The organism is Arthrobacter sp. CJ23 (genome assembly GCF_024741795.1).
In the GTDB taxonomy this organism is placed as follows: Bacteria; Actinomycetota; Actinomycetes; order Actinomycetales; family Micrococcaceae; genus Arthrobacter.
Genome location: NZ_CP102950.1, coordinates 855,120 through 877,896, shown reverse-complemented (window position 1 = coordinate 877,896; position 22,777 = coordinate 855,120). Strand labels below are relative to the sequence as shown.

Annotated in this window: 11 protein-coding genes and 3 rRNA genes; 3 read left to right on the top strand and 11 right to left on the bottom strand. The window is 64.0% G+C overall.

Annotation, left to right across the window (positions count from 1 at the left end; all coding sequences use genetic code 11):
• Positions 1-31 precede the first annotated feature (31 nt).
• Positions 32-1,330: a maltose ABC transporter substrate-binding protein gene (locus NVV90_RS03980; RefSeq protein ID WP_258439897.1), complete on the bottom strand. Its 1,299-nt coding sequence runs from the start codon at positions 1,328-1,330 to the stop codon at positions 32-34.
• A gap of 212 nt (positions 1,331-1,542) precedes the next feature.
• Here NVV90_RS03980 and NVV90_RS03975 point away from each other — a divergent pair, with 212 nt between their 5' ends.
• Both NVV90_RS03975 and NVV90_RS03970 read left to right on the top strand, forming a co-directional pair.
• The gene (locus NVV90_RS03975) at positions 1,543-3,288 is read left to right on the top strand and encodes a glycoside hydrolase family 13 protein (protein ID WP_258439896.1); all 1,746 of its coding nucleotides are present in this window, start codon (positions 1,543-1,545) and stop codon (positions 3,286-3,288) included.
• Between the two features lie 19 nt (positions 3,289-3,307).
• On the top strand, positions 3,308-4,360 hold the full coding sequence (locus tag NVV90_RS03970; protein WP_258439895.1) for a LacI family DNA-binding transcriptional regulator: 1,053 nt from the start codon (positions 3,308-3,310) through the stop codon (positions 4,358-4,360).
• Here the strand turns inward: NVV90_RS03970 and NVV90_RS03965 are convergent.
• From NVV90_RS03965 to NVV90_RS03930, 8 genes are all read right to left on the bottom strand, one after another.
• Positions 4,357-4,878 (bottom strand): GNAT family N-acetyltransferase, encoded by a 522-nt coding sequence (locus tag NVV90_RS03965; RefSeq protein ID WP_258439894.1) that lies wholly within the window; start codon positions 4,876-4,878, stop codon positions 4,357-4,359. The two genes, NVV90_RS03970 and NVV90_RS03965, sit on opposite strands and share 4 nt — an antisense overlap.
• Complete coding sequence (locus NVV90_RS03960) at positions 4,871-5,365, bottom strand: SRPBCC domain-containing protein (RefSeq protein ID WP_258439893.1); 495 nt, start codon at positions 5,363-5,365, stop codon at positions 4,871-4,873. Before NVV90_RS03960 ends, NVV90_RS03965 begins: the two co-directional genes overlap by 8 nt.
• A 128-nt stretch (positions 5,366-5,493) precedes the next feature.
• Positions 5,494-5,610: ribosomal RNA gene (gene rrf, locus NVV90_RS03955) — 5S ribosomal RNA — on the bottom strand.
• Positions 5,611-5,806: 196 nt separating this feature from the next.
• Positions 5,807-8,945 (bottom strand): 23S ribosomal RNA (locus NVV90_RS03950).
• 539 nt (positions 8,946-9,484) lie between these two features.
• Positions 9,485-11,010, bottom strand: a 16S ribosomal RNA gene (locus tag NVV90_RS03945).
• Together the 16S, 23S and 5S rRNA genes form the textbook arrangement of a ribosomal RNA operon.
• A 491-nt stretch (positions 11,011-11,501) precedes the next feature.
• Entirely contained in the window at positions 11,502-15,152 is a 3,651-nt protein-coding gene (locus tag NVV90_RS03940) for a 1,4-alpha-glucan branching enzyme (RefSeq protein ID WP_258439892.1), read from the bottom strand.
• 1 nt (position 15,153) lies between these two features.
• Positions 15,154-16,950 (bottom strand): maltose alpha-D-glucosyltransferase, encoded by a 1,797-nt coding sequence (gene treS / locus NVV90_RS03935; RefSeq protein WP_258439891.1) that lies wholly within the window; start codon positions 16,948-16,950, stop codon positions 15,154-15,156.
• Positions 16,950-19,055 (bottom strand): alpha-1,4-glucan--maltose-1-phosphate maltosyltransferase, encoded by a 2,106-nt coding sequence (locus NVV90_RS03930; protein WP_258441063.1) that lies wholly within the window; start codon positions 19,053-19,055, stop codon positions 16,950-16,952. Before NVV90_RS03930 ends, treS begins: the two co-directional genes overlap by 1 nt.
• A 105-nt stretch (positions 19,056-19,160) precedes the next feature.
• Here NVV90_RS03930 and glgP point away from each other — a divergent pair, with 105 nt between their 5' ends.
• Positions 19,161-21,785, top strand: coding sequence for an alpha-glucan family phosphorylase (gene glgP, locus NVV90_RS03925; protein ID WP_258439890.1), 2,625 nt, complete (start codon positions 19,161-19,163; stop codon positions 21,783-21,785).
• A 114-nt stretch (positions 21,786-21,899) separates the two neighbouring features.
• Here glgP and NVV90_RS03920 read toward each other — a convergent pair whose 3' ends face one another.
• Entirely contained in the window at positions 21,900-22,259 is a 360-nt protein-coding gene (locus NVV90_RS03920; RefSeq protein WP_258439889.1) for a barstar family protein, read from the bottom strand.
• A 6-nt stretch (positions 22,260-22,265) separates the two neighbouring features.
• Positions 22,266-22,769, bottom strand: a complete 504-nt coding sequence (locus NVV90_RS03915) for a ribonuclease domain-containing protein (protein WP_258439888.1) — start codon at positions 22,767-22,769, stop codon at positions 22,266-22,268.
• Positions 22,770-22,777 lie beyond the last annotated feature (8 nt).

Here is a 22,777-nt window from a genome sequence, read left to right as displayed (position 1 = left end):
GGGCAGACCGGTGGAGTCACCGGGTGCGGCGTCAGCCGCCGATCTTGGCCTTGATGCTGGCAGCCATCTTGGTCCAGGCTTCGGCGGGATCGCCCTGGCCCTTGATGATGGCCAGCTCGGTGGCGCCCCAGTCGGCCCAGACCGCGCTCATTTCGGGGATGGCCGGCATCGGCACGCCGGTGGCGCCGATCTTGCCGAACGCCGCAACGACCGGATCGCTGGCGGCCTTCTCGAAGGAGGCCTTGAGGGCCGGCGGGCGGCCGCCTGCCTTGTACATGGAGTCCTGGGCAGGCTCCGAGCTCAGGTAGTTGGTCACGAACTCATTGGTGGCCAGGGCGTTGGCGCTCTTGGCGCTGATGAAGAAGCCGTTGACGCCGATGAACGGCTGGGCTGCCGAGCCGCCGGCGGCCGGGAGCTCATCCACGGCGAACTTGATGCCCTTCTTCTGCACGTCCGGCACGTTCCACGGACCGGTCAGGAAGTACGGGGATTCGCCGGCGAGGAACTTCTCCTTGGCGATATCGCCCGTGATGTTTGAGTTGATGATCTTTTCGCCGGCGTCGCCCCAGGCGGCCAGCTTCTTGGCGAACTCGACGCCGGCAGCGTCACCGATCAGCAGCTGCTTGGCGTCGTAGCCGCCGTCGGCGCCCTTGCCGAAGACCTGCGAGCCCAGCGAGGCCTGCAGCGGGTACAGGTGATAGGGGTCGCCCTGCTTGGGGTCCATGCCCACCAGGAACGGGAAGGTGGCTTTGCCCTCGGTCACGGCCTTCTTGCCGTTGGCCACCACGTCCTCGAAAGTGGAAGCTTTGGCGTCCACGATGGCCGTGTTGCGCAGGAGGGCGATGTTCTCCACCGCGTACGGCACACCGTAGACGGCGCCGTTGTAGCTCATGGCCTTGATCGAGGAGTCCTGGAACGTGGCAGCCTTGTCGCCGAGTTCCACGGGGGCGATCACGCCGTTCTGGACAAACTTGCCGATCCAGTCGTGCGGTCCCACGATCAGGTCCGGGCCCTTGCCGGTGGGGACCTGGGTGATGAAGTCGTCTCGGACGGCCGCGAAGTCCTTGACCACGAGCTTCACTTCGATGCCGGTGTCCGCCTTGAACTTTTCGGTGATCTCCTTCAACGCCGGGGAACGTTCGGCATCCACCCACATGGTGATGGTTCCTGCACCTGCGGCCTTGAGGTCGGGCTTGGCAGCGGCCGAGCCCGGGGCACTGGAGGCGCCGCCGCCACAGGCGCTCAGGGCCAGGGCCGCGACCACGGAGATGGCGCCGGTGGCGAAGACGCGGCGGCTTGTTTGGGTCGCGAGGGTGTTGTGCACCTTCATTGGTGTCCCTTTCCTAAATTCTGCTTCCACGGCTGGGCCTCAGGGGGCCCGTGGCATCATCGGTGATGTGGCTCACAACTGTAAGCGCTTCCAAAAGTACACGTCAACTCCCCGCTTGGGAAACCCGCAAGGTGTCGTATGTGGATAACTCACAGGAGAACGCTAACTGGAAACGCTTTCAGTTTTCCAGTTTTGTCTCTTAGGATGTCCCTATGTCCGTTGACTCTTTGCTCTTCCCCGCGGCTCCGGCCCTTGGCGCGCTGACGCCCATCCATGACGCTTCCAAGGCCCACGGATGGTGGCGTTCCGCCGTTATCTACCAGATCTATCCGCGGTCTTTCCGGGACCTCAACGGCGATGGGATCGGCGACCTGGCGGGGATCACCGCAGAGCTCCCGCAGCTCGCCGGCCTGGGCGTCGACGCCGTGTGGTTGTCGCCGTTCTACCGTTCGCCGCAGCGGGACGCCGGCTACGACGTCAGTGACTACTGCGACGTCGATCCCCTGTTCGGCAGCCTCACGGACTTCGATGCCCTCATCGCGGAGGCAAACCGGCTCCAGCTGCGCATCATCGCGGACCTCGTCCCCAACCACTGTTCCGATCAGCACGTGGCCTTCCAGGCTGCCCTGGCGGCACCGTCCGGCAGCCCGGAACGGGGCATGTTCATCTTCCGCGACGGCGCAGGACCGGACGGCACCGAGCCGCCCAACAACTGGCAGTCACACTTCGGCGGCCCCGCGTGGACGCGCGTCACGGAGCCGGACGGGCAGTCCGGGCAGTGGTACCTGCACCTCTTCGATTCCTCGCAGCCGGACTTCAACTGGGACAACCCCGAGGTACACGCCGAATTCGAACGTGTCCTGCGCTTCTGGCTGGACCGCGGCATTTCCGGGTTCCGCGTGGACGTGGCCCACGCGCTGGTGAAGGCCGCCGGCCTGCCGGACTGGGGCGGCCGCGCGGATGGCAACAGCACCGACGGCTTCCCCGGCCACGAGGCCCCCATGTTCGGCCAGCCCGCCCTGCACGACATCTACCGCCGCTGGCGTTCCATCCTGGACGAGTACGGCCCGGACCGCATCCTGTGCGCCGAAGCCAATGTGGATCCGCTCCCCCGGCTGGCCCAGTGGGTGCGGCCCGATGAAATGCACCAGGCGTTCAACTTCCCATTCCTGCACGCCGGACTGGACCTGGACCGGCTCCGGAGCGTCATTTCGGACTCCCTCATCGCGCTCGACGCCGTCGGGGCCCCCAGCACCTGGGTGCTCTCCAACCACGACGTCGTCCGGCACGCCTCGCGCTTCGGTTACGACGGGCCGGGCCCGCGCGACGGCGACGGGATCGGCCCCAACGATCCGCAGCCGGACGAACAGCTCGGACGACGGCGGGCCGCCGCGGCCACCATGTTCATGCTGGGCCTCCCGGGCGGCGCCTACCTGTACCAGGGCGAAGAGCTCGGCCTCCCGGACGCCACCAACATCCCAGGCAGCCTCCGCCAGGACCCCACCTTCGCCCGTACCGGCGGCGCCCGGATCGGCCGCGACGGCTGCCGTGTTCCGCTGCCCTGGCGCTCCGCCGAGCTCCACGCCGGCTTCGGCGACGGCCTGGACCCCTGGCTGCCGCTCCCGGAGTCCTGGAGTGCCCTGGCGAGGGACAAGCAAGAGGCGGATCCGGCGTCGCACCTTAACCTCTACCGGGAGATGCTCGCCCAGCGCAGCACGCTCCGGCTGGGCGAGGGCTCCCACGCCTGGGCTGAAGATTACTGCGGCGATAGCTCGCTGGCGTACCTCAATGGCAGCACCCTGGTGGTCATGAACCTGGGCGCGGAGCCGCTGCCGCTGCCGCCCGGTGAGGTCCTGCTGCGCAGTTCAGTTCAGCGCGGTTCAATTCAGCGCAGTTCAGCGGCGGAGGGCACCGATCCACTAGGCTCGGGAGAGACCATTTGGCTCAAGGCCAGATAATTTCCAGCGAGGAGCGGCGATGACCGGCATCAAGGATGTGGCCGTGCGTGCAGGGCTCTCCGTTGCCACCGTTTCCCGCGCCCTCAGCGGCAAGGGCAATGTCTCCCCGGCCAGCCGTGAACGTGCCCGGGCCGCCGCCGCCGAGCTGGGCTTCGTGCTGTCCTACCATGCCTCTAGCCTGGCGTCGGGCCGCACGCATAACGTCGGGCTCGTGGTTCCCTCGGTCCACCGCTGGTTCTATTCGGCGGTGGTCGAGGGCGCCTCGGCCGCGCTCCTCGAGGCTGGCTACGACCTAACCCTCTACAACATAGGCGAGAACCCGCAGCACCGGCACAGCGTCTTCAACGACTTCCTGCTCCGCAAGCGGGTGGACGCCGTCATCGCCGTCTCCCTGGAGCTCAGCGAAGACGAAATCCAACAGCTCCTCGCGGTCCACCGGCCCATCGTGGGCATCGGCGGACCCCTGCCCGGCGCCGCCACCATCAGGATCGATGACTTCGCCATCGCGGAGAAAGCCACCAACCACCTCATCGGGCTGGGGCACAGCAAGATCGCCCACATGACCGGAGACGAAGCCTACGAACAGGACTTCAAGTTGCCCGGCACCCGCCGCGGCGGTTTTGAAAAGGCAATGCACGACGCCGGCTGTCCGGTCCGTCCCGAATGGCTAGTGTCCGCGGACTTCACCATCGAGGGCGCGTATGCAACGGCCCGGCAGCTGCTGGCCAGCGCCCCTGAGCGGCCCACGGCCGTGTTCGCGGCGTCCGATGAAATGGCCATTGGAACCATTCTCGCCGCGCGTGACTTCGGCCTGCGCGTCCCGGATGATCTCTCGGTCATCGGCATCGACGGGCACGATCTTGGCAAGGTCTTCGGCCTGACCACCATCGACCAGGACGCCAAGGGCCAGGGCGCGCTTGCCGTCCGCACCCTCCTGGGCGCTATCAATAGCGGGGCAATCAACAGCGGACTGGTCCTGGAAGCGGACGACACCAGGCACCCCACCAAGCTCGTGGTCAGGTCCAGCACCGCCGTTCCTGGCGACCGCCGTTCAGTGGGGCCGCGGGGCTAGGACAAACGCCGTTCCATGACCAGCTCGGACTTTGACTTGTCTTGCGGATAGGGCCTCCTGGCCCCGGTGGTTCGGAAGCCATGGCGCTCGTAGAACTTCAGGGCCCGGGTGTTGTCCTCGTGGACGCCCAGCTCGATGATTCCTGCCCCCAGATCCGTCTCTGCGACGGCGCACGATTCCAGCAACAGCTGGTCGGCCAGACCCAGGCCGCGGTGCTCGGGGGCAACATAGACGCTGCTCAGCATCACTTGCCGCGGCCTCCCTGGCTCTTGGGGGTGCTTGATGACCACACGCATGAGGGCACTGATCCTGCTGCCGTCCTGGCCGCCGTCAGCCACCAGCGTGACGCTCGAGTCCTCCGACATCGCGGCGGCCCGTTCCTGCCATTGGGTGTCCGTCTGACGCTTCGCGGCGGCCAGGCTCTCGACATATGCCATGGGGGTGTCGGCAATCATCTCAAGCCGGACATCGCGCAGCAGCTGCCAATCGGAACGCGCCAGCCGGCGGATCCTAGGCACTGGCTCCGCCCATGAACCGGGCGAAACGCTCCAGGACGCCGGGCCAGCCTTCCGCGTACGACTCTCGCGTCGCCGCTGGGTCTTCGGCGCCTTCCCAGCCATCGTGGACCAACTTCACTTCAGTGCCGCCATCCACGGCGCGGAAGGCTACGCGAAGCTCCGTCGACCATATCGCGGTGCTGGCGGGATACCAACTGGCGTGGAAGGACAGGGGCGGCTGCCAGTCGTCGATGGTGCCCCATACAGAGGTGCGGCCGTCCTCGGCAGTTTCCAGGATCAGGTTCTCTTCGAACTCCACGTGCGATCCTGCACCGAAAACGCTGTGTTCCTCCAGCGGCCACCACAGGTGCGGGTGGTCCGTGAAGCCCATGAATGCATGGGACACCGTGGCGGGTACGACGGCGGTGAAGACCAGCGGATCCAACTCGTTGCCGGCCTCCTGGGACGGCTCGGAATCCGGTTCGGCGTGGCTGAAAAGACTGTCCATGAACACCAACTTTACCGGCATTGCAGGACCGGGATGGCTGCCTGTTTGTGGGGCCAATGGCTGTGTGGTTTGTGGGTTAAATGGCGGGAGCCCCGGCCGTGGTGGCGGGGGCTCCCGGTGCAATGTGTGTCCGGCGGTGTCCTACTCTCCCACACCCTCCCGGGTGCAGTACCATCGGCGCTGTGGGTCTTAGCTTCCGGGTTCGGAATGGGACCGGGCGTTTCCCCCACGCTGTGACCGCCGTAACCCTGTGTCCCGTCCCCTGCACTCACCTGGCGGTGGCGGGGGTGGGAAAACGGTGGTTACAACATGTGTTCCTGCCGTGCCGGCAGGTGTGGTGTTGTTGTTGTTTAGTTGTGGTTGTGTTCCTGTGCCGTGCAAGCCCGGTGCGGGTTTGTTGGTCGGGAACCACATAGTGGACGCAAGCAGTGTTTTGTTTGTGTGGTGTAAGTTGTCGGCCTATTAGTACCGGTCAGCTTCAACAGTCTTTGGTCCTGTCTTCCACATCCGGCCTATCAACCCAGTGGTCTGGCTGGGGGCCTCTCACACACGAGGTGTTTGGAAATCTCATCTTGAAGCGAGCTTCCCGCTTAGATGCTTTCAGCGGTTATCCCATCCGAACGTAGCTAATCAGCGGTGCACTTGGCAGTACAACTGACACACCAGAGGTTCGTCCGTCCCGGTCCTCTCGTACTAAGGACAGCCCTTCTCAAATTTCCTGCGCGCGCAGCGGATAGGGACCGAACTGTCTCACGACGTTCTAAACCCAGCTCGCGTACCGCTTTAATGGGCGAACAGCCCAACCCTTGGGACCTACTCCAGCCCCAGGATGCGACGAGCCGACATCGAGGTGCCAAACCATGCCGTCGATATGGACTCTTGGGCAAGATCAGCCTGTTATCCCCGAGGTACCTTTTATCCGTTGAGCGACGGCCATTCCACAATGTACCGCCGGATCACTAGTCCCGACTTTCGTCCCTGCTCGAGATGTCTCTCTCACAGTCAAGCTCCCTTGTGCACTTACACTCGACACCTGATTGCCAACCAGGCTGAGGGAACCTTTGGGCGCCTCCGTTACTTTTTAGGAGGCAACCGCCCCAGTTAAACTACCCATCAGGCACTGTCCCTGACCCGGATCACGGGCCGAAGTTAGATGTCCAAAGTGACCAGAGTGGTATTTCAACGATGACTCCACCCGGACTGGCGTCCGGGCTTCCACGTCTCCCACCTATCCTACACAAGCCACTCCGAACACCAATACCAAACTATAGTAAAGGTCTCGGGGTCTTTCCGTCCTGCTGCGCGTAACGAGCATCTTTACTCGTACTGCAATTTCGCCGAGTTTATGGTTGAGACAGCGGGGAAGTCGTTACTCCATTCGTGCAGGTCGGAACTTACCCGACAAGGAATTTCGCTACCTTAGGATGGTTATAGTTACCACCGCCGTTTACTGGGGCTTAAATTCTCAGCTTCGCCACCGAAGTGGCTAACCGGTCCTCTTAACCTTCCAGCACCGGGCAGGAGTCAGTCCGTATACATCGTCTTGCGACTTCGCACGGACCTGTGTTTTTAGTAAACAGTCGCTTCCCCCTGGTCTCTGCGGCCCACACCCGCTCCGGAGAGCAAGTCTCCATCACGGGGCAGGCCCCCCTTCTCCCGAAGTTACGGGGGCATTTTGCCGAGTTCCTTAACCATAATTCTCTCGATCGCCTTAGTATTCTCTACCTGATCACCTGTGTCGGTTTGGGGTACGGGCGGCTAAAACCTCGCGTCGATGCTTTTCTAGGCAGCATAGGATCACCGGATCCCCCCTTGCGGGAGTCCCATCAGATCTCAGGAACGTGATTGAACACACAGGGACGGATTTGCCTATCCCTGACCCTACATCCTTAGACCGGGGCAACCATCGCCCGGCCCGGCTACCTTCCTGCGTCACACCTGTTAATACGCTTACCTCCCGGGATCAGGTCCCGCGCTCGGCCAAAACCCGCACACCACAAGGGTGATTGGGCAGGCTCCGGGCGGTTAGTATCCCCCGCTTGGCATGGGCGGTTTTTCGCCGGTACGGGAATATCAACCCGTTGTCCATCGACTACGCCTGTCGGCCTCGCCTTAGGTCCCGACTTACCCAGGGCAGATTAGCTTGACCCTGGAACCCTTGATCATTCGGCGGACGGGTTTCTCACCCGTCTTTCGCTACTCATGCCTGCATTCTCACTCGTGTAGGCTCCACCGCTGGTTTACACCGCGACTTCACCGCCCACACGACGCTCCCCTACCACTCCAGACGCCTGAACCACGAAGGCTAGGCCATGTCTGAAATCCACAACTTCGGCGGTGTACTTGAGCCCCGCTACATTGTCGGCGCGGAATCACTTGACCAGTGAGCTATTACGCACTCTTTCAAGGGTGGCTGCTTCTAAGCCAACCTCCTGGTTGTCTTCGCAACTCCACATCCTTTCCCACTTAGCACACGCTTAGGGGCCTTAGTTGGTGGTCTGGGCTGTTTCCCTCTCGACTATGAAGCTTATCCCCCACAGTCTCACTGCTGCGCTCTCACTTACCGGCATTCGGAGTTTGGCTGACGTCAGTAACCTTGTAGGGCCCATCGGCCATCCAGTAGCTCTACCTCCGGCAAGAAACACGCAACGCTGCACCTAAATGCATTTCGGGGAGAACCAGCTATCACGGAGTTTGATTGGCCTTTCACCCCTACCCACAGCTCATCCCCTCCATTTTCAACTGAAGTGGGTTCGGTCCTCCACGACGTCTTACCGTCGCTTCAACCTGGCCATGGGTAGATCACTCCGCTTCGGGTCTAGATCACGCCACTACGATCGCCCTGTTCAGACTCGCTTTCGCTACGGCTTCCCCACACGGGTTAACCTCGCGACGTAACACTAACTCGCAGGCTCATTCTTCAAAAGGCACGCCGTCACAGCTACAAGGCTGCTCCGACGGATTGTAAGCACACGGTTTCAGGTACTGTTTCACTCCCCTCCCGGGGTACTTTTCACCTTTCCCTCACGGTACTGGTCCGCTATCGGTCATTAGGAAGTATTTAGGCTTATCAGGTGGTCCTGACAGATTCGCACGGGATTTCTCGGGCCCCGTGCTACTTGGGATCCTCTCCAGGCGGTGCACAACATTTCGGTTACGGGGCTCACACCCTCTCTGGCCGGCCTTTCAAGACCGTTCACCTATGCCTGCACTCCACACCCCACCGGTCCGGCAGAACCAGTACGGAAAGTCCCACAACCCCGCCCATGCAACGCCCGCCGGCTATCACACATGGAACGGTTTAGCCTGATCCGCGTTCGCTCGCCACTACTAACGGAATCACTCTTGTTTTCTCTTCCTGCGGGTACTGAGATGTTTCACTTCCCCGCGTTCCCCCCACGCACCCTATGTGTTCAGATGCGGGTCACCAGATCACTCGCGCGTCTGGCGGGGTTTCCCCATTCGGACATCCTGGGATCACCGTTCGGTTATCAACTCCCCCAGGCTTATCGCAGATTCCTACGTCCTTCTTCGGCTCCTAATGCCAAGGCATCCACCGTGTGCCCTTAAAAACTTGACCACACAAAGATCAAAAGCTTTCTCGAGAGAACCATGACCACAAGGGCCAGGTTCTTCATAAAAAGAAATTGCTGTAAGACACACACACGCCCCGCCCCCGAAGGAACGGCCATGCGCATGCCTAGATGCTCGCGTCCACTATGTAGTTCTCAAACAACAACCCCGTCCCCCACACCCCACACACCAGCCACCCCCAAGAGGGCGGCCACCGTGCGTGTTCGGTGAAGGCAGGAAAAACAGAAACCCCAGGAGGTTCCCGCATTGCTGCAGGTCCTGTTGCCTCAGGACCCAACAGTGCGCCAAACACAACCCCGCATCCCACGCCCCGGCGCGTTCCCAACACCCACACCCCCAAGGGGGCGCGGGCGCCGTACTGGCACCAGGACACGGCCGCGACGGCCATGCCAAAACAAGTCTGATTCGTTGATATTCCACCCATGAGCACCCACCGCAGGACGAATGCCTGCGCAATGGGCTTTGCTTCCACACACCCACTCCAGGACCATGCGGTCCCTTCGGGGCGATGATGGTGCTCCTTAGAAAGGAGGTGATCCAGCCGCACCTTCCGGTACGGCTACCTTGTTACGACTTAGTCCCAATCGCCGGTCCCACCTTCGACGGCTCCCTCCCACAAGGGGTTAGGCCACCGGCTTCGGGTGTTACCAACTTTCGTGACTTGACGGGCGGTGTGTACAAGGCCCGGGAACGTATTCACCGCAGCGTTGCTGATCTGCGATTACTAGCGACTCCGACTTCATGGGGTCGAGTTGCAGACCCCAATCCGAACTGAGACCGGCTTTTTGGGATTAGCTCCACCTCACAGTATCGCAACCCTTTGTACCGGCCATTGTAGCATGCGTGAAGCCCAAGACATAAGGGGCATGATGATTTGACGTCGTCCCCACCTTCCTCCGAGTTGACCCCGGCAGTCTCCTATGAGTCCCCGCCATCACGCGCTGGCAACATAGAACGAGGGTTGCGCTCGTTGCGGGACTTAACCCAACATCTCACGACACGAGCTGACGACAACCATGCACCACCTGTGAACCAGCCTCAAGAGGGGCGCCTGTCTCCAGGCGTTACTAGTCCATGTCAAGCCTTGGTAAGGTTCTTCGCGTTGCATCGAATTAATCCGCATGCTCCGCCGCTTGTGCGGGCCCCCGTCAATTCCTTTGAGTTTTAGCCTTGCGGCCGTACTCCCCAGGCGGGGCACTTAATGCGTTAGCTACGGCGCGGAAAACGTGGAATGTCCCCCACACCTAGTGCCCAACGTTTACGGCATGGACTACCAGGGTATCTAATCCTGTTCGCTCCCCATGCTTTCGCTCCTCAGCGTCAGTTAATGCCCAGAGACCTGCCTTCGCCATCGGTGTTCCTCCTGATATCTGCGCATTTCACCGCTACACCAGGAATTCCAGTCTCCCCTACATCACTCTAGTCTGCCCGTACCCACTGCAGAACCGGAGTTGAGCCCCGGTCTTTCACAGCAGACGCGACAAACCGCCTACGAGCTCTTTACGCCCAATAATTCCGGATAACGCTTGCGCCCTACGTATTACCGCGGCTGCTGGCACGTAGTTAGCCGGCGCTTCTTCTGCAGGTACCGTCACTTTCGCTTCTTCCCTACTGAAAGAGGTTTACAACCCGAAGGCCGTCATCCCTCACGCGGCGTCGCTGCATCAGGCTTTCGCCCATTGTGCAATATTCCCCACTGCTGCCTCCCGTAGGAGTCTGGGCCGTGTCTCAGTCCCAGTGTGGCCGGTCACCCTCTCAGGCTCAGCTACCCGTCGTCGCCTTGGTAGGCCATTACCCCACCAACAAGCTGATAGGCCGCGAGTCCATCCAAAACCGCAAAAGCTTTCCACCACCACACCATGCGGTGAGCGGTCGTATCCGGTATTAGACCCAGTTTCCCAGGCTTATCCCAGAGTCAAGGGCAGGTTACTCACGTGTTACTCACCCGTTCGCCACTAATCACCGGCGCAAGCACCGGGTCATCGTTCGACTTGCATGTGTTAAGCACGCCGCCAGCGTTCATCCTGAGCCAGGATCAAACTCTCCGTTGAAGTAAAACAAAAACAGACACAACCAACACCCCCGGAAACACGGGGAAAGAAGGCTGCACAAAATTTGAAACCAGCTGAAACCAGGCCACCACACACGGGGGTGCGGGCAACCCGGCAAATCAACCAATTCATAAAAAATCGGTATCAACAAACTTGGCACACTATTGAGTTCTCAAACAACAGACACACCCGGCACCACCAACCCCCACAAACAGGGACCGGCTCGCTCCGGAGCAACTTTTCAAGCTTACACGCTGGCTTCATCCTGGTCAAACCGGAGACCGTGACTTGATTTTCCTTGCGGATTCAACTCGGCCTCACTGGTCTGCACCTGTGAGCTGCGCGGGTACTAACTCTACCACCACTTTGGCGGGCTGGCAAAAGCTACCTGGCGGAGGGTCCTCGAAGCCCGCAGACACGCGGAAGAGGGCCCGGAAACTCATGGTTTCCGGGCCCTCGAACTGCTTCCGCAGGCTGCCGTTTGCTCCGACTTAGCCCGCCGGCGTGAACCAGCTGGAGCCAAGCGGCGGCAAGGTTACGGTCAGCGACGCAGGCTGCCCGTCCACGCCGGGGGCTTTGGCAGTGAGGCCGCCTGCGTTGACCACGCCTGAACCGCCGTAGACCTCGGCATCCGTGTTCAGGACTTCCCGCCATTCGCCGGCAAGAGGCACGCCCAGGATGTAGCCCTCGTGCGGGCCACCCGAGAAGTTGACGGCACAGACAAGCGGCTTGCCCTGGGCGTCCCAGCGGATGAAGGTCAGGACGTTGCGGTCAGAGTCCCCACCGTTGATCCAGGTGAAGCCAGCAGGCTCGTTGTCCTGTTCGTACAGCGCCGGCGTCGAGGCGTAGAGCCCGTTCAGATCGCGGGTCAGCAACTGCAATCCGCGGTGCGAGGGGATGTCCGCCAGGAACCAGTCGAGTCCGTGCTGCTCGGACCATTCGGCTTCCTGGCCGAATTCGGTACCCATGAAAATCAGCTGCTTGCCCGGGTGGGCCCACTGGTAGGCAAGGAAGGCACGCAGGTTGGCCAGCTGCTGCCAGCGGTCACCAGGCATCTTGCGCAGCATGGAGCCCTTGCCGTGCACCACTTCGTCATGGCTGATGGGCAGCAGGAAACTTTCGGAGAACGCATAGATCATGGAGAACGTGATGGTTCCGTGGTGCCAGCTGCGGTTGACCGGGTTCTCGGCCATGTACTTGAGCGAATCGTGCATCCAGCCCATGTTCCATTTCAGGCCAAAGCCGAGTCCGCCGTGGTCCGTGGGTGCCGTCACTCCCGAGAAGGCGGTGGATTCCTCGGCAATGGTCACGGCACCGAGGTGGGTCTTGTAGACGGTGGCATTGACTTCCTGCATGAAGGAAATGGCCTCGAGGTTCTCCCGGCCGCCGAACCTGTTGGGCGACCACTCGCCGTCTTCGCGTGAGTAGTCCAGGTAGATCATGGAGGCCACAGCGTCCACGCGCAGACCATCGATGTGGAACTCATCCAGCCAGTACAGCGCGTTGGCCACCAGGAAGTTCCGGACCTCGGTGCGGCCGAAGTCGAAGATCAGCGTGCCCCAGTCGGGGTGCTCGCCCAGCCTGGGGTCGGCGTGTTCGTAGAGGGCCTCGCCGTCGAAGCGGGCCAGGGCCCATTCGTCCTTGGGGAAGTGTGCGGGAACCCAGTCCAGCAGGACGCCGATGCCGGCCTGGTGCAGGGCATCGACCAGGAAACGGAATTCGTCCGGGTGCCCGAAGCGGGACGTGGGCGCGAAGTAGGAGGTGACCTGGTAACCCCATGAACCACCGAAGGGGTGCTCGGCCACCGGCATGAACTCGACGTGTGTGAAGCCGAGCCACTTGACGTAGTCCACCAGCTCCGTGGCCAATTCCTTGTAGCCAAGGCCCAGGCGCCAAGAGCCAAGGTGGACTTCGTAGACGCTCATGGGCGAGTTGTGCGGATCGCGCGCGGCCCGGGCGGCCATCCATTCCGAGTCCTTGAAACGGTACTTCGATTCCACCACCCGCGATGCCGTCAGCGGCGGAACCTCCGTGCCAAAGGCGAGTGGATCGGCCTTTTCCACCCAGTGCCCGGCCTTGGTGAGCAGTTCGAATTTGTAGCATGCCCCTGCTACAACACCGGGGACGAAGATTTCCCAGACGCCGGAGGAGCCCAGCGAGCGCAGCGAATGCTGGCGGCCGTCCCAGGCGTTGAAGTCTCCCTTGACGCGCACGGCCTGAGCGTTGGGAGCCCACACGGCGAATGAAACGCCGTCCACATCGCCCAGCGCCGAACGGTACCGCTGGACGTGGGCACCCAGGGTGTCCCACAGCCGCTCGTGTCGGCCTTCCCCGATGAGGTGCAGGTCCAGCTCACCGACCGTGGGGAGGTAGTGGTAGGGGTCGTCGACGGTCAGCGGCTCGCCGCCGTCGTACACGACCTCAAGACGATAGTCCGGCACGTGCCCGGCCTGAAGCGGTTCCAGGACGGCCGTCCAGACGCCGTCGCTCTCGTGCTCCATGGGCGTGGTTCCTGCTTCAGTCACCACGGCCACCGAATCCGCCAGGTGCTTCACGGTACGGACAGTGACGTGTCCATGGTCATCAAGGTGTGCCCCCAGCACGGAGTGCGGAGCATGGTGCGCGCCGGCCGCCACACGGGCCAGGGTCTCGGCGTCCACTTGCAAGGGGACGCGGGGCCGTTCGGTACGTGCAGAGCCAGTCATTTCATTACCTTCCGCTGTAGCCGCGGCGTGCTTGCCGGGGCTCGTGTTGTCGAGGAGTTTCCGCGATGCGTTGACCGGAATGGCCAGCCATTCCGGCCGGTTCCGCAGCTCGTAAACCACTTCGTATAAGGCCTTGTCCAGCCACAATGCCACAAAGAGTGGAGAGCGGCGGTCTGTGGTTCCGGGCGTGACTTCGCCATACCCGGCCAGGAATGCTTCGGCGCAGTCGTCCACCCACCCGGCGGGGATGCTGGCGCCCGGGTTTTCGCGCCCGGCGGCGCCCGCGGCGTAGTCGAAGGAACGCAGCATGCCGACCACATCGCGGAGCGGCATGTCGGGGAGGTTGCGCTCGGAGATCGGCCGCAGCGGCTCCCCTTCGAAGTCGAGGATGGCCCACCTGCCGGGCTCCCCCGGTGCCGGGACCTGCAGGATCTGGCCCAGGTGCAGGTCGCCGTGGATGCGCTGCAGGCGCCCGGCGCCTTGCCCGTCGAGACTCGCCACAAGCGCTTCGAGCCTGTCGTCATAAGGCCCGACGGCGGCAGCGGCTTCCGTCCAGGAGCGGCGGATCCGCCCGGCTACTGCGGGTGCGATGTCCTGGCCCGGATGCCTTTCAACGCTGCTTCCCAGGGTCCGGGCGAGCCTGTCATGGACCGTGGCAGTGGCAACGCCGAGTGCGTGGGCCTCCGCGGTGAAGTCGGCACCCGCGGCGGCGGCGTCAACGGCCAGCCGCCAGGCGTCCAGGCCGCCGTCCAGGAATTCATGGGCCACGGCGAGTTCGCCACTGGCCGTCCCGTCCGGGGTTGTCCAGGATCCTGTGATCCAGCCCAGCGTCGCAGGGACCTCGGAGGTGCCGGCCGCGGTCAGTGCGGCACCAAGCTCCACCTCGGGATTCCTGCCGGCGGAAAGGACCCGGAAGATCTTCACCATGGCTGCGGTCACGCCGTCGTCGACGATCACGGAAGTGTTGGACTGCTCACCGGACAGGACCCGGAGTCCTGATCCCGCTACCGGCAGCGCGAAACCGGGAAGTCCCAGGTGGCCGCTGGCCGCGCCGTCGGCTGTGGAGCGTTGGTGCTGCATGAGGTCCAGCCACGCGGCGATGAAGTGGGGGTCGTGCACGGCGTCGTAGACCCAGCGGTGACCCAGACCGGGGAGCATGGCTTCGCCCACCAGCGCGGACGCTGCGTCCTCCAGCGGCGCGGACCGGAAGCTCAGCGGCAACTGCACGACGTCGGTGCGGCCGCCGCCGTCGGCCGTTTGGTAGGACACCGCCACCAGGACAATGTCCAGCACGGCTTCGCCGTCCCGGTCCCCCAGCGGGAAACCGCCCACGCGTTCCAGCCCGAAGCCGGCGTTCTTGACGGGGAACCAGCGCTTCCCGGGCAGCCAGGCCCGGAGCAGTTCCTCTATGGAAGGATCAAAAGTGCCCTGGCTCATCTCATCCTTTGGACGTCACCACGGGAATGGCCTGGGTGTAGGGGGACGCGGGGTTGGAAGAGACCGAGCGCACGCGGAGCCAGTAGAAACTGTGGCTCCCCAGCGTCAGTGTGAGCCTGCCGTCGTTGCCGATGGGCGGGAACGGCTGGCCGCCGAACACATCGCGCAGCCCGCGTCCCGCGTACTCCGGAACATCCAGGGTGGTGGCCACCGGGTGCTGGGAGAGGTTGAAGGCACACAGAATCGTCTCCGCCTCTTCTCCTTCGGAGTTCCCCTCGTTGAGCTCGCGGACGTAGGCGAGCACCACTTCGTGGTCCGCCTCAACGTGGCGGAAGCCGCCCAGCCCGAAGACCGGGTGGTTCCGGCGGACGCTGAGAATCTGGCGGGTCCAGCGGAGCAGGGATCCGGAGTGCGCCGCTTCGGCCTCAACGTTCGCCATGCCGTAGTTGTAGACCAGCGACTGGATCACCGGGAGGTAGAGCTTGCCCGGGTCGGCGGCGGAGAAGCCGGCATTCCGGTCAGGATTCCACTGCATGGGGGTCCGGACGGCGTCGCGGTCGTCCAGCCAGATGTTGTCGCCCATGCCGATTTCATCCCCGTAGTACAGGAACGGGCTGCCCGGCAGCGAGAGCAGCAGGGCGTTGATGAGTTCGATCTCTGCCCGTGAGTTGTCCAGCAGCGGGGCCAGCCGGCGGCGGATGCCGATGTTGGCCCGCATCCGCGGATCCGGGGCATACCAGCCGAGCATGGCCGCCCGTTCGTCCTGCGTGACCATTTCCAGGGTCAGTTCATCGTGGTTGCGCAGGAAAGTACCCCACTGCGCACCCGCGGGAATGTCAGGAGTCTCGCGCAGTGTCTCGATGATGGGGGCGGCCTTCTGGTCCCGCAGTGCGTAGTACAGCCGGGGCATGATGGGGAAGTGGAAGGCCATGTGGCATTCCGGTTCCCCCTCGGTGCCGAAGTATTCCACCACCTCGTGGGGAGGCTGGTTCGCCTCGGCGATGATCACGCGGCCTGGGTAGTTTTCGTCCACCATCTTGCGCAGATCGCGCAGGAACGTGTGCGTTGCGGGCAAGTTCTCGCAGTTGGTGCCCTCTTCCTCGAAGAGGTACGGAATGGCGTCCGCCCGGAACCCGTCGATCCCCTGGTCCAGCCAGAAGCGGATCACGTCGTAGAGCGCCTCCACCACCTTGGGGTTCTCGAAGTTCAGGTCCGGCTGGTGGCTGAAGAAGCGGTGCCAGAAGAACTGCCGGCGGATCGGGTCGAAGGTCCAGTTGGACTCTTCCGTGTCCACGAAGATGATGCGCGCATCCTGGTACCTCTCGTCCGTATCGCTCCAGACGTAGAAGTCCCCGTACGGTCCCGTGGGGTCCCTGCGGGATTCCTGGAACCACATGTGCTGGTCCGAGGTATGGTTCAGGGGCAGGTCGATGATGACCCGGACGCCCCTGGCGTGTGCCTCGGCAACGAGCCGCTTGAAGTCGCTGATGGTGCCGAATTCATCGAGGACCGTGTTGTAGTCCGCGATGTCGTAGCCGCCGTCGCGCAGCGGGGAGTGGAAGAACGGCGGCAGCCAGAGGCAGTCCACGCCGAGCCACTGCAGGTAGTCCAGCTTGTCGATGAGTCCATGGAAGTCGCCGGAGCCGTCTCCGTTGGCGTCCGCAAACGCCCTGACCAGTACTTCGTAGAAGACCGCTTTCCGGTACCAGTGTGGATCATGCTGGAGACCGGGCGCGCTCAGCTCGAAGGTGTTCTTCGGGGTGAAGTACTGGCCAGGGTTCTGCGGGGTGAAGCTCACTAAGGTTGCCTCCGGATGCTGAGGACGTGCGCCGGTTCGGTGTGGGCGTCAAGCCGGACGTAGTTGTACTCGCCCCACTCCCAGCTCTGCCCGCTGATCAAATCATCCACCCAGAAGCGTCCGTTTGCACCGGTATCGGCGGGATCCAGCTGCAGCGCCGCCAGATCCAGGGAGACGGTGCTCTCGCGTGCGCTGTGCGGGTCCACGTTGACGACGATGATCAGGGTGTCCTTGCTGCCGTCCGGCAGCGTCTTGTGCTTGGAGTAGACAATGGTGGCGTCATCGGTGCTGTGGTGCAGGGTGAGATTCTGCAGATCGCCCAGTGCCGGGTGCGCCTTGCGGATGGCGTTGAGCCGGGTGATGTACGGCGCCAGGGTGTGGCCGGAGGCGGCGGCGCCGTCCCAGTCGCGGTCCTTGTACTCGTACTTCTCATTGTCGATGTATTCCTCGGCGCCGGGCCGGGCCACGTGCTCGTACAGTTCGTAGCCGGCGTAGACGCCCCAGAGCGGGCTGGCCGTGGCTGCGAGTGCAGCGCGGATGCGGAAAGCCGCGGGACCGCCGTACTGCAGGTACTCGGTAAGGATGTCCGGGGTGTTGACGAAGAAGTTCGGCCGGAAGTAGGCCGGGCTTTCGTGGCTGACCTCGGTGAAGTATTCCTCGAGCTCGGCCTTGGTGTTCCGCCAGGTGAAGTAGGTGTAGGACTGCTGGAAGCCGGCCCGGCCCAGGGCGTGCATCATGGCCGGGCGGGTGAACGCCTCCGCCAGGAACACCACGTCGGGGTGCTTCTTGTTGACCTTGCCGATGAGCCACTCCCAGAACCAGACGGGCTTGGTGTGCGGGTTGTCGACACGGAAGATCTTCACGCCGTGGCTGATCCACAGGAACACGATCCGCAGGATCTCCTTGGACAGGCCCTCAGGATCGTTGTCGAAGTTCAGCGGGAAAATATCCTGGTACTTCTTGGGCGGGTTTTCCGCATACGCAATGGTGCCGTCCACGCGGGTGGTGAACCATTCGGGGTTCGACGCGACCCAGGGGTGGTCCGGTGCGGCCTGAAGGGCCAGGTCCAGGGCAACTTCAAGGCCTAGTTCGGCGGCGCGCGCCACGAAGGCATCGAAATCCTCAAAGGTGCCAAGGTCCGGGTGGATGGCGTCGTGTCCGCCTTCCTTGGCGCCGATGGCCCACGGCGAGCCGGGGTCCTGCGGGCCCGGGGTGAGCGTGTTGTTGCGTCCCTTGCGGTGCTGGACGCCGATCGGGTGGATCGGCGGCAGGTAGATGACATCGAAGCCCATGCCGGCCACGGCGTCGAGCCGCTTCGCCGCGGTGCGGAAAGTCCCCGAGGTCCATTCGCCGGTGGCACGGTCCAGGACGGCACCTTCGGAGCGGGGGAAGAACTCATACCAGGAGCCGCGGCCGGCGAGCTCGCGCTCAACCAGCAGCGGATACTTTTCGGAAACGGTCACCAGCTCGCGGATCGGAAAACGCCCGACGGCGGCAGCCACGTCCGTGCCGAAGCCGGCGCCCAGGCGCTCCTCGACGGTTTTCGCCGTGTCGGCGAGGGCTGCCGATGCGGTCTGGAAGGTGCGTTTGTCCGCCGCGCTGCGTCCGGCGTCGTCGGCCGCTCCGGCAAGGAGTGCGGCACCCTCGGCGAGCATGAGCTCGACGTCGATCCCGGCCCCAACCTTGACCTCGGCGTTGTGGTGCCAGCTACCGTAACGGTCATGCCAGGCCTCGATGACGAACGACCAGGCGCCTGGGGCGGTGGGGGTCAGCACGCCCTCATAACGGTCCGTGCCCATGCCCCGCACACCCGGTGCCGGGGTGAGGCGGACGCGTTGGCGCTCCTTGCCCTTGGGATCGAGCAGGACCGCGGTGACGCCCAGCTGGTCGTGGCCTTCGCGGAACACCGTGGCTCCCACCACGAGGTCCTCGCCCGGCAGTGCCTTGGCGGGAAAGCGGCCATTCTCGATGACCGGCTGCACGGCAGTGATGGGGAACCTGCCGAAGCGGAGCCCGTCAGTGATGCGCGTCTTCGTCTTGGTTTTCGATGGTGAGCTGGCTCGCAAAGTAGTGGTCACAGCCTCGACGTTAGCGACAAAAATCACAGATTGCGAAGGCACCGTCACATACTCCTGCTTGCAATGAGTCATTTACCTAAAAGAAACCAAATCCGGTTCCAGCTGTGGTGGGAGTCCGTTAGTGTGGCGCTCGTGAAGGCAATTCGAAGGTTTACAGTCCGTACCGTCCTCCCCGAGTCGATCCGGCCCCTGGCACGGCTCGCGACCAACCTGCGCTGGTCATGGCACCGCCCCACCCGGGAGCTCTTCGCGAGCCTCAGCCCGGAGCTCTGGGAGGAAGGCCATCACGACCCCATCGCCCTGCTCGGCTCGATCAGCCGGGAAAAGCTGGAGGAACTGGCCGCCGACGGCGCAGTGGTGGAGCGCATCCAGTCCGCCGCGGCCGACCTGGACCGGTACCTCAGCGAGCCGCGCTGGTACCAGGGCCTGGGCGAGGACGCCCCGGCCTGCATCGCGTACTTCTCGCCCGAGTTCGGCATCACCGAGGTGCTCCCCCAGTACTCCGGCGGCCTCGGCATCCTGGCCGGCGACCACCTCAAAGCGGCCTCTGACCTGGGCGTGCCGCTGATCGGCGTCGGGCTGCTGTACCAGGCCGGCTACTTCAAGCAGTCCCTCTCCCGCGACGCCTGGCAGCAGGAAACGTACCCGGTCCTGGACCCGGACGGCCTGCCCCTGACCCTGCTGCGCCACGAGTCCAGGAACGGTGTCCCCGGCAAGCCGGCCCAGATTTCGCTCCCGCTGCCCAACGGCCGGACACTGCACGCACACATCTGGCGTGCCGACGTCGGGCGCGTCCCGCTGCTGCTGCTGGACTCCAACGTGCCGGCCAACGACGACGCCGCCCGCGGCATCACCGACCGCCTCTACGGCGGCGGCGGAGACCACCGCCTGCAGCAGGAGCTCCTGCTGGGCATGGGCGGGGTCAAGGCGCTGCGCGTCTACCAGCAGCTCACCGGCACCCCCGCACCCGAGGTCTTCCACACCAACGAGGGCCACGCCGGCTTCCTGGGCATCGAACGCATCCAGGAGGCCATGTCCGATCCCGGCGAACCGCTCACCTGGGACGAGGCCCTGGCCGCCGGCCGCGCCTCCACGGTGTTCACCACCCACACCCCGGTCCCGGCCGGCATCGACCGCTTCGAGACCGTACAGATCAGGCACTTCTTCGACGCCGGCCTGGCACCGGCCGTGCCCGCCGAGAAGATCCTGGACCTGGGACGCGAGAACTACGACGGCGGCAACCCCGCCGTGTTCAACATGGCCGTCATGGGGCTCCGCCTCGCCCAGCGCGCCAACGGCGTGGCCAAACTCCACGGCGTGGTCTCCCGGGAAATGTTCGCCGGCCTGTGGCCCGGATTCGACCACTCCGAAATCCCCATCACCTCCGTGACCAACGGCGTGCACGTGCCCACCTGGGTGGACCCGCGGATCTCCGCACTGGCCCGCGAACAGTTCGGCGCCGAAGCCGAAGCCCTGGGCCGCTGGGACCTTGCCTACAACGTCAGCGACGAGGACGTCTGGGGCCTGCGCCGGCAGCTCCGCGTGTCCTTGGTGGAGGACGTGCGCCGCCGCCTGCGGGCCGCGTGGAAGAAACGCGGCGCCGCCGACGCCGAACTGGGCTGGACCGACACCGTCCTGGACCCCGACGTGCTCACCATCGGCTTCGCCCGCCGCGTGCCCACCTACAAGCGCCTCACCCTGATGCTGCGGGACCCCAAACGCCTCAAGGCCCTGCTCCTGGACCCCAAGCACCCCATCCAGCTCGTCATCGCCGGCAAATCCCACCCCGCCGACGACGCCGGCAAGAAAATGATCCAGGACCTGGTCCGCTTCACCGACGACCCCGCCGTCCGGCACCGGATCGTGTTCCTGCCCAACTACGACATCGCCATGGCACGGACCCTGTTCCCCGGCTGCGACGTGTGGCTGAACAACCCGCTCCGCCCGCTGGAGGCCTGCGGCACCTCCGGCATGAAGGCCGCCATCAACGGCTCCCTCAACCTCTCCGTGCTGGACGGCTGGTGGGACGAAATGTACGACGGCGAAAACGGCTGGGCGATCCCGACCGCCAACAACGGCGCCTCCCCCGAGGAACGGGACAACATCGAGGCCGCCGCCCTCTACGAACTCCTCGAAACCCAGGTCGCCCCGCGCTTCTACGGCCTCACGGTCTCCGACGGCGCCGGCGCGGCCGGCCCCTCCCAGGCACCGGCAGCCGGCGTGCCCACGCACTGGGTCTCCATGATCAAGCACACCCTCGCACACCTGGGCCCGGCCGTCTCCGCCGAACGCATGCTGCAGGACTACGTGAACACCCTGTACCGCCCGGCCGCCTGGTCCGGACGCCGCGCCGTGGCGGATTCCTTCAAGGAAGCCAAGGAACTCGCCGCCTGGACCTCCAAGGTCCGCGCCGCCTGGCCGCAGATCGTGGTGGAACACGTCGACTCCGTGGGCGTCTCCGAGGAACCCCAGATCGGCGACACCCTGCACGTCAACGCCTACGTGGCCCTGCACGGCCTCACCCCGGACGATGTGTCCGTGGAAGTCGCCTACGGCCGCGCCGAGGAATCCGACGAACTCGACGACGTCACCGTCGCCGAGCTCGGCGCCCTGGAAAACCTCGGCAACGGCCGCCACCTGTTCAGCGGCTCCATGGTGATCAACCGCTCCGGCTCCTTCGGCTACACCGTCCGGGTCTTCCCGAAACACCCGGCCCTGGCATCCAAGGCCGAACTCGGGCTGATCGTCAACGCCTAAAGACGCTGTCACCGCTGGGTGACACTGACCTCCGCGTGCTGCTTCGTCACTTTGACGCACGCTTCCGGGCCAGTGTCACCCAGTTTGGATTAAGCGGCGTTGTCGGTTGGCGATCTAGTTTTGGAAGACGGCGATGACTGCCAGGTCGCGGCCTGAATACTTTTCGGCGTCCTGGAGGATTTCGCAGACCACGCCGAAGGAACGGTCCGTGCGGTAGGCCGCCGGGACTTGCCAGATCAGGGTGACCGGGGCTTCGCCGTCTTCAGAGAGGGAGTCGGCGAAGTCATGCAGGGAGTCGTTGAGGGCGTCCAGGTTCACGCCATAGTATTCGGGAAAGTCAAGGACCTGGCCGAAGACTTCCAGGACTGCCTTCTTCGTGGCGGCAGGAGGCACCAGCACCGTGATGCGGCCGGCGTCGTCCACCTGCTCCTGAAGTTCCTCGATCGTCCAGGTGTCTGCTGAATAGATCTTCATGGGCTCCTACTTGCCTTCGACGATGAACTTGAACGATTCGTAGTGGTCCGGCGTGTAGTACTTGGCGCCGTCCTTGCCTGCGATGATCCGGCGCGCGCCCCGGTCCGACTCACCGGGGGTCTTCACCGTGTATTCCTTGTAGTAGCCACCGGACTTCTTCGGCAGCAGCCCTTCGAAGTTCCCGAAGTTCACGCCGTCCCGCTCATACGGGTACGGGCCGCCCTTCGCGATCAGTGCGAGCGTCTGCCGGGCTTCTTGGGGCAGCTGCGAGGCATTGACGGCCGCCAGGCCCGAGGTGTTCGCCGGAGCCGGCGCACTGCTCTCCAGGGCGGAACCCAAGGGTGCTGACGGCGCTGGCGAAGGCGCCGTCGTCGTGCCTGAACTGCTGGGGACGGAACCGCTGGTGACTGAGCCGCTCAGGGCGGGTCCGTTGACGACCGCCAGGACGAGAACCACGACGGCGATGACAAGTCCCGCCAGGGCCAGCAGCCTGCTGCTGATCCGCTTCATGTGAAGGA

Coding starts and splice junctions, on each gene's coding strand:
- NVV90_RS03940 (WP_258439892.1), bottom strand. CDS start 15,152: ATGAGCCAGGGCACTTTTGATCCTTCCATAGAGGAACTGCTCCGGGCC.
- NVV90_RS03970 (WP_258439895.1), top strand. CDS start 3,308: ATGACCGGCATCAAGGATGTGGCCGTGCGTGCAGGGCTCTCCGTTGCC.
- NVV90_RS03915 (WP_258439888.1), bottom strand. CDS start 22,769: ATGAAGCGGATCAGCAGCAGGCTGCTGGCCCTGGCGGGACTTGTCATC.
- NVV90_RS03975 (WP_258439896.1), top strand. CDS start 1,543: ATGTCCGTTGACTCTTTGCTCTTCCCCGCGGCTCCGGCCCTTGGCGCG.
- NVV90_RS03960 (WP_258439893.1), bottom strand. CDS start 5,365: ATGGACAGTCTTTTCAGCCACGCCGAACCGGATTCCGAGCCGTCCCAG.
- NVV90_RS03980 (WP_258439897.1), bottom strand. CDS start 1,330: ATGAAGGTGCACAACACCCTCGCGACCCAAACAAGCCGCCGCGTCTTC.
- NVV90_RS03920 (WP_258439889.1), bottom strand. CDS start 22,259: ATGAAGATCTATTCAGCAGACACCTGGACGATCGAGGAACTTCAGGAG.